The 16,833-nt window shown below is 62.3% G+C and carries 17 protein-coding genes; 12 read left to right on the forward strand and 5 right to left on the reverse strand.

Annotated features, from left to right (window positions below):
- Positions 1–390 precede the first annotated feature (390 nt).
- From I6H87_RS14725 to loiP, 6 genes are all read left to right on the forward strand, one after another.
- A complete protein-coding gene (locus I6H87_RS14725; RefSeq protein WP_011615561.1) occupies positions 391–2,841 on the forward strand; it encodes a type VI secretion system Vgr family protein in 2,451 nt (816 codons plus the stop codon).
- A gap of 21 nt (positions 2,842–2,862) precedes the next feature.
- Complete coding sequence (locus I6H87_RS14730) at positions 2,863–3,435, forward strand: DUF4123 domain-containing protein (protein ID WP_011615560.1); 573 nt, start codon at positions 2,863–2,865, stop codon at positions 3,433–3,435.
- A gap of 44 nt (positions 3,436–3,479) precedes the next feature.
- Complete coding sequence (locus I6H87_RS34310; protein ID WP_231881353.1) at positions 3,480–3,722, forward strand: hypothetical protein; 243 nt, start codon at positions 3,480–3,482, stop codon at positions 3,720–3,722.
- Positions 3,719–4,342: a DUF3304 domain-containing protein gene (locus I6H87_RS14735; protein ID WP_011615558.1), complete on the forward strand. Its 624-nt coding sequence runs from the start codon at positions 3,719–3,721 to the stop codon at positions 4,340–4,342. The genes I6H87_RS34310 and I6H87_RS14735 overlap by 4 nt, the downstream gene beginning before the upstream one ends.
- Positions 4,343–4,355: 13 nt before the next feature.
- Entirely contained in the window at positions 4,356–4,838 is a 483-nt protein-coding gene (locus I6H87_RS14740; RefSeq protein ID WP_011615557.1) for a DotU family type IV/VI secretion system protein, read from the forward strand.
- 206 nt (positions 4,839–5,044) lie between these two features.
- Complete coding sequence (loiP, locus tag I6H87_RS14745) at positions 5,045–5,806, forward strand: metalloprotease LoiP (protein ID WP_081225757.1); 762 nt, start codon at positions 5,045–5,047, stop codon at positions 5,804–5,806.
- 83 nt (positions 5,807–5,889) lie between these two features.
- Here the strand turns inward: loiP and I6H87_RS14750 are convergent, their stop codons facing one another.
- Both I6H87_RS14750 and I6H87_RS14755 read right to left on the reverse strand, forming a co-directional pair.
- Positions 5,890–6,324, reverse strand: coding sequence for a universal stress protein (locus I6H87_RS14750; protein ID WP_010810522.1), 435 nt, complete (start codon positions 6,322–6,324; stop codon positions 5,890–5,892).
- A gap of 174 nt (positions 6,325–6,498) precedes the next feature.
- Complete coding sequence (locus tag I6H87_RS14755; protein ID WP_010810523.1) at positions 6,499–7,452, reverse strand: LysR family transcriptional regulator; 954 nt, start codon at positions 7,450–7,452, stop codon at positions 6,499–6,501.
- A gap of 281 nt (positions 7,453–7,733) precedes the next feature.
- Between I6H87_RS14755 and I6H87_RS14760 the strand changes: the two genes are divergently transcribed.
- The 3 genes from I6H87_RS14760 (at position 7,734) to I6H87_RS14770 (ending at position 11,180) form a co-directional block, all read left to right on the forward strand.
- Positions 7,734–8,435, forward strand: a complete 702-nt coding sequence (locus I6H87_RS14760; RefSeq protein ID WP_010810524.1) for a haloacid dehalogenase type II — start codon at positions 7,734–7,736, stop codon at positions 8,433–8,435.
- A gap of 50 nt (positions 8,436–8,485) precedes the next feature.
- Positions 8,486–10,072, forward strand: coding sequence for a malate synthase A (aceB, locus tag I6H87_RS14765; RefSeq protein WP_011615555.1), 1,587 nt, complete (start codon positions 8,486–8,488; stop codon positions 10,070–10,072).
- Between the two features lie 259 nt (positions 10,073–10,331).
- Positions 10,332–11,180, forward strand: coding sequence for a class I SAM-dependent methyltransferase (locus tag I6H87_RS14770; protein WP_010810526.1), 849 nt, complete (start codon positions 10,332–10,334; stop codon positions 11,178–11,180).
- A gap of 134 nt (positions 11,181–11,314) precedes the next feature.
- Here I6H87_RS14770 and I6H87_RS14775 read toward each other — a convergent pair whose 3' ends face one another.
- The 3 genes from I6H87_RS14775 to I6H87_RS14785 all read right to left on the reverse strand — a co-directional run bounded on the left by I6H87_RS14775 (position 11,315) and on the right by I6H87_RS14785 (position 13,567).
- Entirely contained in the window at positions 11,315–12,010 is a 696-nt protein-coding gene (locus tag I6H87_RS14775; RefSeq protein ID WP_011615554.1) for a dienelactone hydrolase family protein, read from the reverse strand.
- 64 nt (positions 12,011–12,074) lie between these two features.
- The gene (locus I6H87_RS14780) at positions 12,075–12,701 is read right to left on the reverse strand and encodes a cysteine hydrolase family protein (RefSeq protein ID WP_010810528.1); all 627 of its coding nucleotides are present in this window, start codon (positions 12,699–12,701) and stop codon (positions 12,075–12,077) included.
- Positions 12,702–12,745: 44 nt separating this feature from the next.
- Complete coding sequence (locus tag I6H87_RS14785; RefSeq protein ID WP_010810529.1) at positions 12,746–13,567, reverse strand: alpha/beta fold hydrolase; 822 nt, start codon at positions 13,565–13,567, stop codon at positions 12,746–12,748.
- A gap of 261 nt (positions 13,568–13,828) precedes the next feature.
- On the opposite strand from I6H87_RS14785, the gene I6H87_RS14790 reads away from it, so the two are divergent.
- The 3 genes from I6H87_RS14790 to I6H87_RS14800 all read left to right on the forward strand — a co-directional run bounded on the left by I6H87_RS14790 (position 13,829) and on the right by I6H87_RS14800 (position 16,790).
- The gene (locus I6H87_RS14790; RefSeq protein ID WP_011615553.1) at positions 13,829–14,785 is read left to right on the forward strand and encodes a helix-turn-helix domain-containing protein; all 957 of its coding nucleotides are present in this window, start codon (positions 13,829–13,831) and stop codon (positions 14,783–14,785) included.
- Between the two features lie 49 nt (positions 14,786–14,834).
- Complete coding sequence (locus I6H87_RS14795) at positions 14,835–15,065, forward strand: hypothetical protein (protein WP_136227779.1); 231 nt, start codon at positions 14,835–14,837, stop codon at positions 15,063–15,065.
- Positions 15,066–15,209: 144 nt separating this feature from the next.
- Positions 15,210–16,790 (forward strand): isocitrate lyase, encoded by a 1,581-nt coding sequence (locus I6H87_RS14800; protein WP_010810531.1) that lies wholly within the window; start codon positions 15,210–15,212, stop codon positions 16,788–16,790.
- Positions 16,791–16,833 lie beyond the last annotated feature (43 nt).

The following is a 16,833-nucleotide window of genomic DNA, read 5'->3' on the forward strand; positions in this document are numbered from 1 at the left end:
TCACGCCGGCTATTTAGAAGCCTGACGCGGGACAGGTCAATGCCCGCATCTTCCAGAGCGGCGCGCATTCTCAAGTTATGTGTGCCGCCCCTTTTGCTTCGTGCCTTACCGCCTTTTCAATTCTTCACAATTGGAAAGTTCTGAAGCGTCAGCGCAGTCCATGTGTCCGCACGTCTTTGCGGAATAGGGATCCTAACGCGATTTCAGTCTTGCTTAATTCTGTTTTCAGGCGTTTTGGGCTGCGTAATTAGGAATCGTCTGATTTATTCCCCACTTCGCTGCTCCTATTATCGAGGCCGCGTTGCTGCACTCTCATTGGCTGGTCGATGGACGACCGAGCCACTGGCTGCTGACGGCGGCGACAGTCCACTTTCCACGGAGCGTGATTGCATGGGTAGCCGATTGCGGTTTTCCTTCCGTACCGTCACCGTTTCCGGCGACGGTCTGCCGGAACTGTTGGGGCAGCCATTGCTGCTGTTCTCCAAACTGTCCGGCACCGAGAGTATCAATTCCCTGTTCGAATACGAACTGGAACTGAAGACGCCCGACGAACGCAACGTGCTATACGGGCCGGCGGGTGACTTTGATATGGAGGCCATGCAAGGCAAGGAGTTGACCGTCAGCATCGAGCTGGACGGCTCCGGCACCGGTCCGGATGGCGGCTTCGGCAGCGGCAAGAGAGAGATTACCGGCCTCGTCACGGACGTACGCGGCCCCTACTACGAACACGAACGCATCCTGTACCGCCTGACCCTGCGCCCGTGGCTGTGGCTGGCCACGCTCACCAGCACCATCCGGCCTTATCAGAACATGACTGTGCTGGAAATCGTGGAGGCGGTGCTCAGCAAATACACTTTCCCGGTCGAGCGCCGCCTGCTGGATAGCCAGTATCCCAAGCGCCGATTTCAGATGCAGGCCGGCGAGACGGACTACCAGTTCGTGCGCCGCCTGCTCGCGGAATGGGGCGTGAATTTCCACTGGGAGCATTCGGACGGCCACCACCGCATGGTGTTGACCGATGGCAATGGCGCTTTCCGGAATATCCCCAGCCCTGCCTACCATGCCATTAGCTGGTATCCATCCTCGGACCGGGCGGACGAGGAACACCTTCACGAATTCGAGGTGCGCGACCGGCTCGTCTCGGGGGCCTGGGCGCAAGGCGATTACGACCACAACCAACCGCGCGCCGACCTCAATGTCTGCGCCGCCGACCCGCGCGACACCAGCCACGCGACCTATGAGCTGTATCACTGGCCGGGCGATTACGCCGAACCCAAGAGCGGCAACGATGCCCGCAAGGAAGGCGAGATGCTGGCGCGCATCAACATGGAACGCCTGCGGCAGCACGGCGTACGGACGCGCGGCAAGGGTAATGTGCGCGCGATGGCGTCGGGCCATACCTTTACCCTCAAGCGCTTCCTGCGCACCAAGGCCAACTGCGAGTACCTGATTTTCGCCACGCGCCTGCTGATCGAGGACGTGGGCGAGTTCGCCGGCAGCGGCCAGTCCTGGCGCTGCGAGGTCGAGTTCGAGGCGCAGCCCACTAGCGAAATCTTCCGGCCTGAACTGGTCGAAAAGCCCTACATCGGCGGTCATCACAAAGCCAGGGTCGTCGGCCCAGCCAATCAGGAAATCTGGTGTGATGACCTGGGAAGGGTGCGCTGTCAATTCGTCTGGGACCGCTATGGCAGCTACGACGAGAATAGCTCCTGCTGGATTCGCGTCACCGGCTTCTCCTCCGGCGACCGCTTCGGCAACACGCACCTGCCTCGCATCGGCCAGGAAGTCATTGTCAGCTATGAGGGTGGCGACCCGGACCGGCCCATCATCATGGGACCGGTCAATAACCGGCTGAACCTGCCGCCGTGGGATCTGCCGAGCCAGCATGCCTTGTCCGGCTACCAGAGCAAGGAACTGTTCGGCGAAGGCCGCAACCACACGCTTTACGACGATACCCAGGGCCAGCAGCAGGTGCAGGTCGCGTCGGACCACCAGAACAGCCTGCTGGCGCTGGGCCACAACGTCCGCGTCAACGATTGGGAGGGGCGCAAGGACAAGCGCGGCGAAGGCTTTGAGCTTCGAACCGATGCGCATGGAGCACTGCGTGCCGCACTCGGCATGCTTATCACCACCTTCTCGCGCCGGAACGCCGAAGGCAACATGATGAATGTCAGCGATGTCATTCAACTGATGCAAAAGGCCCTGGATATCGCCAGCACCATGGGCGACAAGGCGACCGAGGCGCAGGCGCAGGATGGCGAACAGCGCGACATTGCAAGATTGCTGGAAAAGCAGTTTGAGCAAATCCAGGGCGGTGGCGAGCTGAAGGAGTTCACGGCGCCGCACCTGGTATCAGCGAGCCCCGCTGGCATTGTCTCGACCGCAGCGGGTTCCACGCACATCGCCAGCGGCACGCATACTGCGTTGACTACCGGGGAGCACCTGTCCGTGACCACGGGCGGGGGCTTCTTTGCCAGCATTCGCAAGGCACTGTGTCTGTTCGTATATGAAGCCGGCATGAAGCTGGTTGCCAACATGGGCGACATCGACCTGCAAGCTCTCAAGAACAATATCAACCTGTTGGCAAAGCTTGAAATCAACGCCACTGCCGGGAAGATCAGCCTCAAGGCAAAGGAAGTGCTGCTCGACGGCGGTGGCAGCTACATCAAGCTGAACGAAGGCGGCATTGAGAACGGCACCAATGGCGGGTGGATCGTGCACGCGGCCAGCAAGAACCTGACCGGTCCCAGCAGTCTTCCGGTGGAGCTAAAGGCGAGGCAAGTCTGCCTGGAATGCCTGCTCAAGGCGGCCGCACGCAATGCCGCCGTGGTTCCTCGATAAATAACCAGGAACAGCAGCTCGATGACAGAAGAAGAAAGCGTAGTTCATATCTACGTGCTGGCCGATGGCGCCGTGCATCCGACTCGCATTGGTGCATTGCTGCGCGAATCGGGCGCCGATTTTCGAAATGTGTATGCCGGCCTGCCCGAAGCCGATGCCGGCGACGCCTGCCTGTTCCTGGCGCGGGTGGACGATCCCAAAGCACCCTGGCTGGCGCAATTCGACGCGATGGATTTGCGGGCGCCATGCTTCACGCTCATCTGGAGCCGCGTGGACATTGACCGCCTCGCCCGTCATTTGCATCAGTTTCTCGTTGCGGACATTGGCGAAGGCATGACCGCCCTGATTCGCTACTACGACCCGCGCAACCTGCTGGTGACGATGGAAGTCTGGGGCGACGACATCGTGGAGCGGATCATGCAACCCATTCAGCAATGGAAATACCGCGGCTACAGCGAGGAATGGCAGTGCATTGACGGGCCGATGGAGGGCGAGAGCACGCAGGATACGCCGCTTTCCATCCAGCTTAGCCAGGAGCAACTGGACCGACTGCGGAACACTGCGAGCCGGATCAGTTGCTCGCGGCGCTCGTAGAGGATAGCGTGGTGGATGGGGCAGGTCCCTATCTCGCGCGCTTCATGGATTTTCTGCCCCGTTACCAGCGTGCCGCCGAGTGGGGGCTGACAGAGCCAGCGGATCGAATGTACTTCTGCGAACTCTCGTACCGATACGGCCGCGACTTCGACGCCCACGATGAAATGCGACGCGCCTTGGAAGAGCGTGCTCGTTCCGGGCAAGCCATGATCGCCTGCGCGGATGGGGTGCATCCATCCGTCTGGGAGCAGTTGGCGAAAAATGCGAACCGGGAGGTCAACGCATGAAATCCTTGTTCATGTCGGCCTTGATGGCGGTATGCCTCGCGATTCTGCCAGGCTGCAATCAAAGCTCCGTTGTTGGCACTCTCCCAAACGACGATCCTGACGCCCTGATGTCAGGCGATGTTGAGGGCCTGAACTACACCCCTTACTACGTTCACACCTTCAACATAGCGGGGCACGACAACGGCATCGGAGGCGGCGGGCCAAACATTGTTCCGGTAAGACCCGACTATATACCGACAGAGAGCGGTGGCGCCTGCTGTGGCACGTTTCCGGTCCGCTGGCGGCCAGGGCTAAAGGTCACGGTCCGCTGGATCGCCAACAAGAAACTTGATGGGCACGCATGGGGTTCCTGGTACAAGGCTGAGGCGGAAATTCCCGAATATGGCACAACCACTTATGGCATGTGGGTCATTTTCCTGCCAGGAGATCGCGTCAAGGTCATGGTTATGGATGGAAATGCAAACGGCTACAACAGGGTAAGGGCTCGGCCTGCTGACGACGATCCTTACGTGGCAGTCGGGCGGGTGGACGACGAAGCGAATCGTGAGGAAGAGGCAGCGCGCTTAGTGAGATTCGGCGAGGTAATTAAGGCGGACCCATCAATCGGAGGGTTGAAGTAATGAACGTATTGCGTTGGCCGGAGAAAATGCCAGAGGGCGGCCTGCTTTCGCCCGCGCCATTGAGGACCCGCACGGCAAATGCGACCTGATCGAGTTGTTTTATCTCGTCATGAGCCTTGGGTTCATGGGCCGCTATCGGGTGGAAACCGGGGGAGACCGGCAGCATGAGCATATCCGGCAGAAGCTCTACGAACTATTGAAGTCACAACGTCCGCCGGTGCGGGATGCACTATCCGGCGATCTGGAAGTCTCCAAAGAACGGAACTTCCGGCCGCTGTGGGGTATTCCAGTCTGGATGGCAGTCACCGCATACGCGCTTGCGGCTCTTGTCGCTTTTGGATATTTCAAATATCAACTATCGACCCGCGCGCACGAAGTCGCGCGGGAGATCGAGGCGATTGGGGACGCGGCGGCGTCAGCGCTGCCCCGGTCACTACCCCCACAAGATGTCAAGGTTGGCGGCAGCGAAACGGGAGATGGCAGTCGCAAGCAGTGATTGCCTGCGAACAGGTTGGGGGGGGCGGCCCCGCTTGAGCCGACATCGAAGCACTGGGCCCGCGGCGGGCTCGAATTTGCTGAAACGCAATAAATTGTCACTTTTGCCAAGTTGCGGCATTTGGGTGATTCCCGCCGTAAGAGAGATGGCTTAAAGTGCCGTGGCCTTTATCGGCACTTTCCGAGCTACCCACCAAGAACAACATCATGAAAGCATCTCTCTCGCTCGCTTCCTGCGCCATGGCGGCCGCACTGCTGGCCGGCTGTTCCGGCGGCATGCCCACCAATCTCGATGGCGTGATGAGCGCCGGCACTTCGCTGGCCAAGGCTGCCACGCTGTCCGATGCCGACGTCAAGAGCCTGTCCGACCAGGCCTGCGCTGAATCGGACAAGACCAACAAGATCGCCGCTGCCAACACCACCTACAGCAAGCGCCTGGTCAAGATCATGAGCGGGCTGAAGAACAGCGACGTGCCCAACGTCAACGCCAAGGTCTACATGACCAAGGACGTCAACGCCTGGGCCATGGCCAATGGCTGCGTGCGTGTCTACAGCGGCCTGATGGACATGATGACCGACGATGAAGTGCGCGGCGTGCTGGGCCATGAGCTGGGCCACGTGGCGCTGGGCCACACCAAGAAGGCCATGCAGGTCGCCTACACCGCCACGGCCGCACGCGGCGCGGCGGCAGCTGCCGGCAACGGCGCGGTGGCGGCACTGTCGCAGTCGCAACTGGGCGAACTGGGCGAGAAGCTGATCAACGCGCAGTTCTCGCAGTCGCAGGAAAGCGCGGCGGATGACTATTCCTTCGACCTGCTGACCAAGAACAAGGCCAACACGCGTGGCCTGGTGACGGCGTTCCAGAAACTGGCCAAGCTGGACGGCGGCAAGTCCGGCATGTTCTCGTCGCACCCGGGCTCGGAAGACCGCGCCAAGCATATCGAGCAGCGCATCAGCAAGGCTTCGTAAGCGGCCTGCGCAAGCAAAAAGCCGCCCGCACCGGTCATGCCGGTGCGGGCGGTTTTGCTTTGCTGGCGCTGTGCGCCCGGGGGTCAGCGGTAGACGATCACCGGGATGTCGGTATGCGTCAGCACCTTCTGCGTCTCGCTGCCCAGCAGCAGGCCGGACAACCCGCGCCGGCCATGAGATGCCATGAAGATCACGTCGCAGCCATGGCGCTCGGCCGCGTCGATGATGCCCAGGTAGGGCACCGCAAAGGTCGACATATCGGCGTCGAAGGTCACGCCCGCCGCCGTGGCCAGGTTCTCGACCTCTTTCAGATACAGCTTGGCCTGGTTCTCGATGCGGTCCTTGAAGGCCTGCGGGGCTTCGACCACGATTTCGCTGAACGGCGTGTAGGGGTACTCCTCCAGGCAGACATAGGCCGTGATGCGCGCGCCGATGGCCTTGGCGAGCTCCAGCCCGCCGTTGATGGCTTTCTTGGAGAGTTCCGAGCCGTCGGTGGGTAGCAGGATATGTTGGAACATGCGGGGCTCCTTTTCTGACTAGGGATCGGGGCAGGGCAGCCAGCTGGCATCGGCGGATGCCGGGGCGCCGGTAAGCGCCTGTCACGAATCCATTGTAGTCAGTGTGCCGAGAAGGGCATTGCGCGGAATCAATTGCAATAAAAGCGTCTCAGCACACCGGCAGGCGCCTATCCTTCAGTCCGCCAGGACCTCGGCGACCGGCGTGGGGGCTGCGGCCTGTTCGGCCCGGCGCCAGTAGGACGGGTTGCCGTAGGTGTTCTTCAGGTGATCGATAAACAGCCGCACCCGCAGCGGCAGGTGCTTGCGCTGTGGAAACACCGCATGGATGCCGATCGGCGGCGCCTGGAACTCGTCCAGCACCGTCACCAGCCGCCCGCTGGCGATCTCGCTGCCGACCTCCCACCAGGAGCGCCAGGCCAGCCCGTTGCCTTGCAGGCACCACTCATGCAGCACCGCGCCGTCGCTGCATTCCATGGTGCCGCCGACCTTGACCGTGACCGCGCGGCCTTCCTCCTGGAACACCCAGCCACGCTGCACATTGGCGCTGGCGCCAAAGGCAAGGCAGTTGTGGCGCTGCAGGTCTTCCGGCGCCATAGGGCGCCCGGCGCGCGCCAGGTACTCGGGCGAGGCCACCACCACGCGGCGCGTTTCGGCCAGCCGGATCGATACCAGGCTGGAGTCGGGCAGGTCGCCCAGGCGGATGGCGCAGTCGAAGCCTTCATTGACCAGGTCGACCACGCGGTCAGACAGGTCCAGCGTGATCGACACATCCGGATGCGACTCAATAAACAGTGGCACCAGCGGCGCCACGTGCTTGCGGCCGTAGCCCGCCGGGGCGGTCACGCGCAGGTGCCCGCTGGCCTTGACCCCGCCCGCCGAGACGCTGGCCTCGGCATTGTGCAGGTCGTTCAGGATGCGCTGGCAGTCTTCCAGGAAGGCAGAGCCTTCAAAGGTCAGGCTGATCTTGCGCGTGGTCCGTACCAGCAGCTTGACGCCCAGGCGCTCCTCCAGCGCGTCGATGCGCCGCCCGATGATGGCCGGCGCCACGCCTTCAGCCGCCGCCGCTGCGGAAAGGCTGCCGCGCGACGCGACGGATACAAAGGTCTCCAGTTGTTTGAAGTGGTCCACAAATGTTTGCCTGATGTGCCTGCGGTGTGCCGGCACGGTCACGCAAGCGGTGGCGTTGCGTCCATATGGCCGGCAGTGAGGAGGATTTGGTGCGGAGTTTTGTTTTAGTCAGCCAAGATTAGTTGCCTAAAAGTAAAAGATCAAGTGACCCGCGACCACTTTGCCGCACTGCAGCGTCTCCCTACAATTCGATGCATTCAATGGTGTACAGAGCCACGCAGCTGTGGTCTGCTCGTCCATCCACCCAGTCGCCCGTACCGTTGCAGGTTGCCCAGGCCCTCATGAACAAGATCCGCGCAGTCGTCTTCGATGCCTATGGCACGCTGTTCGACGTGTATTCCGTCACCGCGCGCGCGGAACAACTGTTCCCGGGCCGCGGCGAGGCGCTGGCGCTGCTGTGGCGGGACCGGCAGATCGACTACACGCGCATCCGCACCATGGCCGCCCCCGATGGCTCGCGCTACAAGCCGTTCTGGGCGATCACCGTGGACGCGCTGCGCTACGCCGCCGAGCGCCTGAACCTGACACTGGATGAAGCCGCCGAGGCGCAGCTGCTCAAGGAATACGCGTGCCTGTCCGCGTTCCCGGAGAACCTGGGAGCGCTCAAGCGCCTGCGCCGCGCCGGGCTGCCGCTGGGCATCCTGTCCAACGGCAATGCCGAGATGCTGGACATCTCGGTCAAGAGCTCCGGCATGCATGGCCTGTTCGACCACGTGCTGTCGGTGGACGCCGTGCGCCAGTACAAGACCGCGCCGGCCGCCTACGCGCTGGGGCCGCAAGCCTTCAGCCTGCCCGCCGAAGAGATGCTCTTTGTCTCGTCCAACGGCTGGGACGCCTGCGGCGCCACGTGGTTCGGCTACACCACGTTCTGGATCAACCGTGCCGGCCATCCGGCGGAGCGGCTCGACGTAGCCCCCTCCGGCACCGGGCACGACATGAACGACCTGCTTGAATTCGTCCGCGTCCGTGGCGTGGCGGTGTAGCAGGGTCCCTTCAACCAAGCCTTACCGCTATCGATCACAGGAGAAGACTGATGGCTATCACGCTGCCCGCGGGCATGAAGATTACCGGCGAGATCCTGCCGGCCTACGAAGATATCCTCACGCCGGAAGCCCTGGCCCTGGTAGACAAGCTGCACCGCGCCTTTGAGCCGCGCCGTCAGGAACTGCTGGCCGCGCGCGTGGAACGCGCCAAGCGCCTGGACGCCGGTGAGATCCCCGACTTCCTGCCGGAAACCAAGAGCATCCGCGAAGGCGACTGGAAGGTTGCCCCGATCCCCCAGGCCCTGGAATGCCGCCGCGTGGAAATCACCGGCCCGGTCGAGGCCAAGATGGTCATCAACGCCTTCAACTCGGGCGCTGACAGCTACATGACCGACTTCGAGGATTCCAACACCCCCAACTGGCACAACCAGCTGCAGGGCCAGGTCAACCTGAAGGCCGCCGTGCGCCGCACGCTGACCCTGGAATCCAAGGGCAAGCAATACAAGCTGAACGACAAGATCGCCACCCTGCAAGTGCGTCCGCGCGGCTGGCACCTGGACGAGAAGCACGTCACCATCGACGGCAAGCGCATCTCGGGCGGCATCTTCGACTTCGCGCTGTTCCTGTTCCACAACGCCCGCGAGCAGATCGCCCGCGGCGCCGGCCCGTTCTTCTACCTGCCCAAGATGGAAAGCCATCTGGAAGCGCGCCTGTGGAACGACATCTTCGTGATGGCGCAGAACGAGATCGGCCTGCCGCAAGGCACCATCAAGGCCACCGTGCTGATCGAAACGATCCTGGCGGCGTTCGAGATGGACGAAATCCTGTATGAACTGCGCGAGCACAGCGCTGGCCTGAACGCCGGCCGCTGGGACTACATCTTCTCGTGCATCAAGAAGTTCAAGAACGACAAGGACTTCTGCCTGGCCGACCGCGCCAAGGTCACGATGACCGCGCCGTTCATGCGTGCCTACGCGCTGCTGCTGCTCAAGACCTGCCACCACCGCGGCGCTCCCGCCATGGGCGGCATGAGCGCGCTGATCCCGATCAAGAACGATCCGGAGAAGAACGCCATCGCCATGGAAGGCATCATCAGCGACAAGCGCCGCGATGCCACCGACGGCTACGACGGCGGCTGGGTTGCCCACCCGGGCCTGGTCGAGCCGGCCATGAAGGAATTCGTGGCAGTGCTGGGCGACAAGCCCAACCAGTTCGGCAAGCAACGCCCCGACGTGCAAGTGAAGGGCGCCGACCTGCTCGACTTCAAGCCGGAAACGCCGATCACCGAGCATGGCCTGCGCATGAACATCAACGTCGGCATCCACTACCTGGGCGCCTGGCTGGATGGCAACGGCTGCGTGCCGATCCACAACCTGATGGAAGATGCTGCTACTGCCGAGATCTCGCGCTCGCAGGTGTGGCAGTGGATCCGCTCGCCGAAGGGCAAGCTGGAAGACGGCACCAAGGTGACGGCCGAGCTGGTGCGCAAGCTGATTCCGGAAGAGCTGGCGAAGGTGAAGGCACTGGTGGGTGGCGATACCAAGACCTATGACCGGGCTGCCGAGATTTTTGAGCAGATGTCTACGTCGGAGGATTTTGCTGAGTTTCTGACGCTGCCGCTGTATGAGGAAGTTTAAGCGGGTAGGGTGCTAGCAGGATGAAAAAACCGCAGCTTTGGCTGCGGTTTTTTCTTTTGGGATGCCGATCGAGTGTCCACTCAACTGTTGGAGTCGTTCAGGAAGGCGGTCACTCACTGGCACAGCCTCCAAATGTGCGCAGAACGTAAGCCTTCTGCGTCGAAGCCGCCAACTTACGGGCGCTGGATGACGGGGGCCACACGCATCGCTTGCGCACTACAATGCTCCTGTACAGGCGGCGTCCTGAGGGAGTCTCCAGATGACCGACAGCAGCGTGAAATCCAATCTTCGCAATACGTGGGAGTCGGCAGCACCCGGCTGGGCGAAGTGGGAGCATGTGTTTGCCACCAATCTTTCGGGCGCCACGGACACGCTCATCGATATGGCCGGTATCCGGCCGGGCATGCGCGTTCTCGATCTGGCCTGCGGTGCCGGCAGCCAGAGCATCCAGGCAGCGATGCGTGTGGGTGCCGGCGGCGAAGTGGTCGCCAGTGATATATCGGGCACCATGCTGGAGCATGTCCGCCGAAATGCCGCTCGTGCCGGTCTTCAGAATATCGAAACGCTGGAATGCGCAGTAGACGAATTGGACGAGACACTGGCGCCGTTCGACGCGGCGATGTGTCGATTGGGATTGATGCTTTTCCCGTCACCTGGTGAGGCATTGGAATCTGTCCGACGCGTACTCAAGCCTGGCGCGCGTTTCGCGGCGCTAGTCTTCACGACGCCGGCCAACAATCCCTTTATGGCCCAGCCGATGGCGATCCTTCTACGCCACGCGGGCAAGTCTCCGCCCGCCCCCGGACAACCTGGAATCTTCGCACTGGGAGGCGATGGCGTGATGGAACGCCTGATGAACGACAGCGGTCTTGGCGATGTGAAAACACAGCATGTTCGAGCGCAGCTCGTCTTGCCGAGCGCGTCCGATGCTCTGCAACTGATGCAGGAAGCCGCCGGGGCATACCGGGCTGTGGTAGCGGACCTCGACGTCGCGGCGAGATTGAGGGCCTGGAACGAGGTTTATGAATGCCTTAAGCAGTTCGACGTCGGTGAAGGCTTCAAGACCGAGCTTGAACTCATCATCGGATCAGGCGCCAAGCCAGGATAGTTTTCGCCCGTTGGAGACTGAGGGTCGCCTACGGGCTTAATCGCGTCGCCTCATGCGCGACACGGTACGACCGGAACGGGACCGCAACGGCGCCGTTCCCGGTCCCGCCGGACGGAGCGTGGTTGCGGCGCAGGCTATGGCATAGCCTGGAAGAATGAAAGCGTCCGGGCATTGGCCCGTTCGGCGGCGTCGGCGACATAGTGGACGCCCTGGTTTCGCGCGAAGGCGTGCATGCAGCCGGGATACGTGTATATCTCGACATTGGGCTTGTCCGACAGCGCCGCGACGATCCGCGCCCGCGCTTCCGGCGGCACGAATTCATCTTCCTCGGCGATATGCATCAGCAGCGGCGTGGTGAACGTCGCGGCCTCGCCGAGATGCTTGTCGATGCCGACGCCGTAGTAGGAGACAGCCGCTTCGGCATTGGTGCGGACTGCGGTCAGGAATGCCAGCAGTCCGCCAAGGCAGTAGCCGACCGTGCCCACGCCGCTGGTAATGCCGTCCAGCCGCCGCGTGAACTGGATGGTCGCATCCAGGTCGCCCACGCCCGCATCGACATCGAAGGCCTGGTAGAGCGCCAGGGCCTTCTGCCATTCCGCATCGCTCTTGTCGGTGAGTTCGACGTTCGGCTGCTGGCGCCAGTAGAGATCCGGGCAGATGGCGGTGAAACCGTGTTGCGCGAAATGATCGCAGGTGGCACGCATGTCGTCGTTGATGCCGAAGATCTCCTGGATCACCACAATGGCCTTGCCGTTGGCCGCTGATGTCGGCCTGGCAAGGTAGGCCCGGAAGTTGCCGTCCGCTACGTCGATCGATGTGTACTCGCCCATGATGCCTCCTGTTATGCGGGGGTTTTGCCCATGCGGGCAGCCGTCAATGTAGCGCAATTCCCCGTCAGCGCGCGCCCAGCGCGGAGAGCAATGCGGCGGTGGTCAGGATGGCATGCGCGAACGTGGGCCCGTTGATCTCATGCGCGGCATGCAAGGCTTCCGGCGAGAATGCCGCGGTCGCGTCCCGCACCAGGGTCACATGGTAGCCAAGTTCCGCCGCGAACCGCCCCGTGGCTTCGATGCAGGTGTTCGCCAGCAAGCCCACCAGGACGACCTGCCGGATGCCGTGCTGCTTGAGCTGGAAATCCAGGTCCGTGTTGGCGAAGCCGCTGCCGCCCCAGTGCTCATGGACAATCACGTCGCCGGCCATGGGGCGGAAATCAGGATGCCAGTCTCCGCCCCAGGTGCCTTCGGCAAAGACCTGCGCGCGGCTGGCACCGAGCTGGTAGGGGCTGGCGTGCTGCCAGCCGAGATGCTCGTCCGGGCGGGCGCGATGGTGCGGCACGTAGAACACCTGTATGCCGCGCGAACGCGCCGCGCTGGTCACCGCACGCAGATTTGCCAGCGTCCCGAGTTTGTCCGCCACCGGCTTGGCCAGGCCGTTCAGCTTGCCGCCTTCGCTCAGGAAATCGTTGTACGGATCCACCAGCAGAAGCCCGGTGGACTCGCTGGTGTAGGCGGGGCCTGTCATGATCGTCCTCCCTGGCACTGGCAATCGTGCCTCTGCGACACTGGTCAGCGTTGCACGAACGCCAGCAGATCGTTGTTGATGAGATCCGGATGGGTCGTGCACATGCCATGCGCCAGGCCCTTGTAGACCTTCAGGGTGCCGTTGCGCAGCAGCTCCGCGCTCAACGGGGCCGAGGCCCCGATGGGCACGATCTGGTCGTCGTCGCCGTGCATGACCAGCACCGGCACGTCGATTGCCTTCAGGTCTTCGGTGAAGTCGGTTTCCGAGAACGCCTTGATGCAATCGTATTGGGCCTTGACCCCGCCCATCATGCCCTGTCGCCACCAGTTGTCCTTCACGCCTTCCGAGACCTTGGCGCCGTCGCGGTTGTAGCCATAGAAGGGCACCGGCACTTCCTTGTAGAACTGGGCGCGGTCGGTGGCTACCCGCTCGCGAAAGCCGTCAAACACCTCCACCGGCAAGCCCCCCGGATTGGCGTCCGTCTTGACCATGATCGGCGGTACGGCACCGATCAGGACCGCCTTGGCCACGCGCCCGGCGCCATGCTTCGCGACATAGCGTGCCACTTCACCTCCGCCAGTCGAGTGGCCGACATGGACAGCGTCCTTCAGGTCGAGGTGCGCAACGAGCGCGGCCACGTCGGCGGCGTAGGTGTCCATCTCATTGCCGATGGCGGTCTGGGTGGAGCGGCCGTGGCCGCGGCGATCGTGCGCAATGACCCGGAACCCCCTGGCCAGGAAGAAATGAAGCTGGGCATCCCAGTCGTCGGCGGTCAGGGGCCAGCCGTGATGAAAGACGATTGGTTGCCCCGCGCCCCAGTCCTTGAAGTAGATCTCGGTCCCGTCCCTGGTTGTAATCGTTCCCATGGCTTGCTCCGTCTGAAGGGGATTGGAAAGCCCGCGGCGGCTCGAGGACCCGATGTGTGCGATCGTCGCCAGCCTGTGCGCTGGCGGCATGGCAGCCTGCTTCACGGTCGGCAACCATCGCGGTGACGGCCATTATTCTCCTGGACTCTGGCCAGACGCTACGTAAAATCGGCAAATCGGATGGTGCCTGCCGAGCCTGCGCCAGGTGTCAGCCATCCCGCCGCAGGGCACTCCAATTCACTTGAGCGCAAGAGGGTGACGATGACCAACGCCAGCTATGCGGAGTTTGATGAATTCGAAGCGTCACTGTATGGCGTAAACGGCCGGTACATGCTGCGCTCGGCGCAGCGACGGGACTGGCGCCTGCGTGTGCTCGAGCTGAATGGCGTTGCCTTGATGGCCGGACAGGAAGGCGCCGCGACGATCTACAGTGGTGCAGGCATGCCGGGATGCTTCAACCTGTTCCTGCCGCTGAGCGGACATGAATGCACGGTGGTCGACGGGCGCCGGTTCGACCGCCATGCAATCGGCTGGATGGCGCCGGACCGCATGTTCCATATCGACGCCAGCCGCCCGGCAAGCTGGATGACAATCTCCATGCCATGCGAGCTCGTCTGCCGGTGGATGGCGACATACGCAGACAATGCCGACTTGTCATTGCTCGCCCGCAATCTTGTCCTGACCGGCGGTCCAAGCTTGGGCGCCCTGCTTGCGCTGACCCAGCGCCTGCTCTTCATCGATGATCGCCAGCCTGCCCAACTGCATCACCCGGCTGGCGAGCAGACCGCACGCAGCGAACTCCTCCGGCTCGCGTTCAACACCCTGCTGCCGCTAGCCGCGCGTAGCACCGACACTGCCAGGCACCAGAATCACCGGCGCATCCTGAGCCAGGCCATGGACTTGCTGGCAGCGGCGCGGCACACGCCCATCCTGCTTGAAGATCTGTGCGCAGCTACCAGTGCCTCGGAACGTACCATTCGCAACGTGTTCAACCGGTACGTCGGCATCAGCCCCCACCGGTACCTGGTGCTCCACCGCTTGCACCACGCGCGCCAGGCGCTGAAGCATGCCAAGGCAGGCGAGACGGTCACGAGCATCTGTATGCGCTTCGGGGTCTGGGACATCGGCCGGTTCGCCATGCAGTACCGCCGGCTGTTCGGCGTGCTGCCCAGCCAGACGCTGCGCGCGTCGCATCTCGGCATGCAGGCGCCACACTAGGCCGATGCCCGGCCTGGGTGCCTACTCGAAGAACATCTCGAAGACCTGCGTGCGCAAAACCACTGGATGGCCGCATCGCGGTGGTAGCCCGATCCCATTTTTATTGACCGACTCTGGCCGGTTTCTGACGATCATCCCATCCGTGCCCGGCCTGCCTCCGGCAACTGAAAGAGCGTTTCACATTGTGGAATTTGCTCCGGCTTTCCCCCGGCGCTATCTTTCGTTCCTTGAAAATGCTTTCCACATTGCGGAATTTAGTGTTTATCTCATTGAAAAATAAGGAAAAATCAACTCTTATGTCTTATATAAGACTTTGCCGCGACGCATCAAGAACGCCCTACAATGAACCCACGCTGCTCGCCTCGACATCCGCCAGCACACTCAACTATTTTTTTCAAACGCGCTTTCTTCTTAGGAAATTCCCATGGCCCAGTATCAAGACGACATCAAGGCAGTTGCCGGTTTGAAAGAGAACCACGGCAGCGCGTGGAATGCCATCAATCCCGAGTATGCCGCCCGCATGCGTGCCCAGAACAAGTTCAAGACTGGCCTGGACATCGCCAAGTACACTGCCAAGATCATGCGCGCCGACATGGCCGCCTACGATGCCGACTCGTCGAAGTACACCCAGTCGCTGGGCTGCTGGCACGGCTTCATCGGGCAGCAGAAGATGATCTCCATCAAGAAGCACTTCAACAGCACCGAGCGTCGCTACCTTTACCTGTCCGGCTGGATGGTGGCCGCGCTGCGCTCTGAGTTCGGCCCGCTGCCGGACCAGTCGATGCACGAAAAAACCTCCGTCAGCGCGCTGATCCGCGAGCTGTACACCTTCCTGCGCCAGGCCGACGCCCGTGAGCTGGGCGGCCTGTTCCGCGAGCTGGACGCTGCCCAGGGCCCTGCCAAGGCCGCCATCCAGGCGAAGATCGACAACCACGTCACCCACGTCGTGCCCATCATCGCGGACATCGACGCGGGTTTCGGCAACGCCGAAGCAACGTACCTGCTGGCCAAGCAGTTCATCGAAGCGGGCGCATGCTGCATCCAGATCGAAAACCAGGTGTCCGACGAGAAGCAGTGCGGCCACCAGGATGGCAAGGTCACCGTGCCGCATGAGGACTTCCTGGCCAAGATCCGCGCCATCCGCTACGCCTTCCTGGAACTGGGCGTGGACGACGGCATCATCGTGGCCCGTACTGATTCGCTGGGTGCCGGCCTGACCAAGCAGATCGCCGTGACCAACACGCCGGGCGACCTGGGCGACCAGTACAATTCCTTCCTCGATTGCGAGGAGTTGTCGGCCGACCAACTGGGCAATGGTGACGTCATCATCAAGCGCGACGGCAAGCTGCTGCGTCCCAAGCGCCTGCCCAGCAACCTGTTCCAGTTCCGCGCCGGCACGGGCGAAGCGCGTTGCGTACTGGATTGCGTCACCGCACTGCAAAACGGCGCTGACCTGCTGTGGATCGAAACCGAAAAGCCGCATATCGCCCAGATCGGCGGCATGGTCAGCGAGATTCGCAAGGTCATCCCGAACGCCAAGCTGGTGTACAACAACAGCCCGTCGTTCAACTGGACCCTGAACTTCCGCCAGCAGGCGTATGACGCGATGAAGGCCGCGGGCAAGGATGTGTCGGCATATGACCGCGCCCAGCTGATGAGCGTGGAATACGATCAGACCGAACTGGCGAAGCTCGCCGACGAAAAGATCCGGACCTTCCAGGCCGACGCGTCGCGCGAAGCAGGTATCTTCCACCACCTGATTACGCTGCCGACCTACCACACCGCCGCGCTGTCGACCGACAACCTGGCCAAGGAATACTTCGGCGACCAGGGCATGCTGGGTTATGTGGCTGGCGTGCAGCGTAAGGAAATCCGTCAGGGCATCGCCTGCGTCAAGCACCAGAACATGTCCGGCTCGGACATCGGCGACGACCACAAGGAGTATTTCAGCGGCGAAGCGGCCCTGAAAGCGGCGGGTAAAGACAACACCATGAACCAGTTCTGATACCAGTAATACCCCAAGCAAAACGCCAACCGATACGGGTTGG

This window comes from Cupriavidus necator, assembly GCF_016127575.1.
Taxonomy (GTDB): Bacteria; Pseudomonadota; Gammaproteobacteria; order Burkholderiales; family Burkholderiaceae; genus Cupriavidus; species Cupriavidus necator_D.

Bases quoted from the DNA above. Each gene is read 5' to 3' on its own strand.
- I6H87_RS14790 (WP_011615553.1), top strand. From the start codon at position 13,829: ATGACCAACGCCAGCTATGCGGAGTTTGATGAATTCGAAGCGTCACTG.
- I6H87_RS14735 (WP_011615558.1), top strand. From the start codon at position 3,719: ATGAAATCCTTGTTCATGTCGGCCTTGATGGCGGTATGCCTCGCGATT.
- I6H87_RS14785 (WP_010810529.1), bottom strand. From the start codon at position 13,567: ATGGGAACGATTACAACCAGGGACGGGACCGAGATCTACTTCAAGGAC.
- I6H87_RS14760 (WP_010810524.1), top strand. From the start codon at position 7,734: ATGAACAAGATCCGCGCAGTCGTCTTCGATGCCTATGGCACGCTGTTC.
- I6H87_RS14750 (WP_010810522.1), bottom strand. From the start codon at position 6,324: ATGTTCCAACATATCCTGCTACCCACCGACGGCTCGGAACTCTCCAAG.
- I6H87_RS34310 (WP_231881353.1), top strand. From the start codon at position 3,480: ATGGATTTTCTGCCCCGTTACCAGCGTGCCGCCGAGTGGGGGCTGACA.
- aceB (WP_011615555.1), top strand. From the start codon at position 8,486: ATGGCTATCACGCTGCCCGCGGGCATGAAGATTACCGGCGAGATCCTG.
- I6H87_RS14725 (WP_011615561.1), top strand. From the start codon at position 391: ATGGGTAGCCGATTGCGGTTTTCCTTCCGTACCGTCACCGTTTCCGGC.
- I6H87_RS14770 (WP_010810526.1), top strand. From the start codon at position 10,332: ATGACCGACAGCAGCGTGAAATCCAATCTTCGCAATACGTGGGAGTCG.
- I6H87_RS14780 (WP_010810528.1), bottom strand. From the start codon at position 12,701: ATGACAGGCCCCGCCTACACCAGCGAGTCCACCGGGCTTCTGCTGGTG.
- loiP (WP_081225757.1), top strand. From the start codon at position 5,045: ATGAAAGCATCTCTCTCGCTCGCTTCCTGCGCCATGGCGGCCGCACTG.
- I6H87_RS14730 (WP_011615560.1), top strand. From the start codon at position 2,863: ATGACAGAAGAAGAAAGCGTAGTTCATATCTACGTGCTGGCCGATGGC.
- I6H87_RS14800 (WP_010810531.1), top strand. From the start codon at position 15,210: ATGGCCCAGTATCAAGACGACATCAAGGCAGTTGCCGGTTTGAAAGAG.
- I6H87_RS14775 (WP_011615554.1), bottom strand. From the start codon at position 12,010: ATGGGCGAGTACACATCGATCGACGTAGCGGACGGCAACTTCCGGGCC.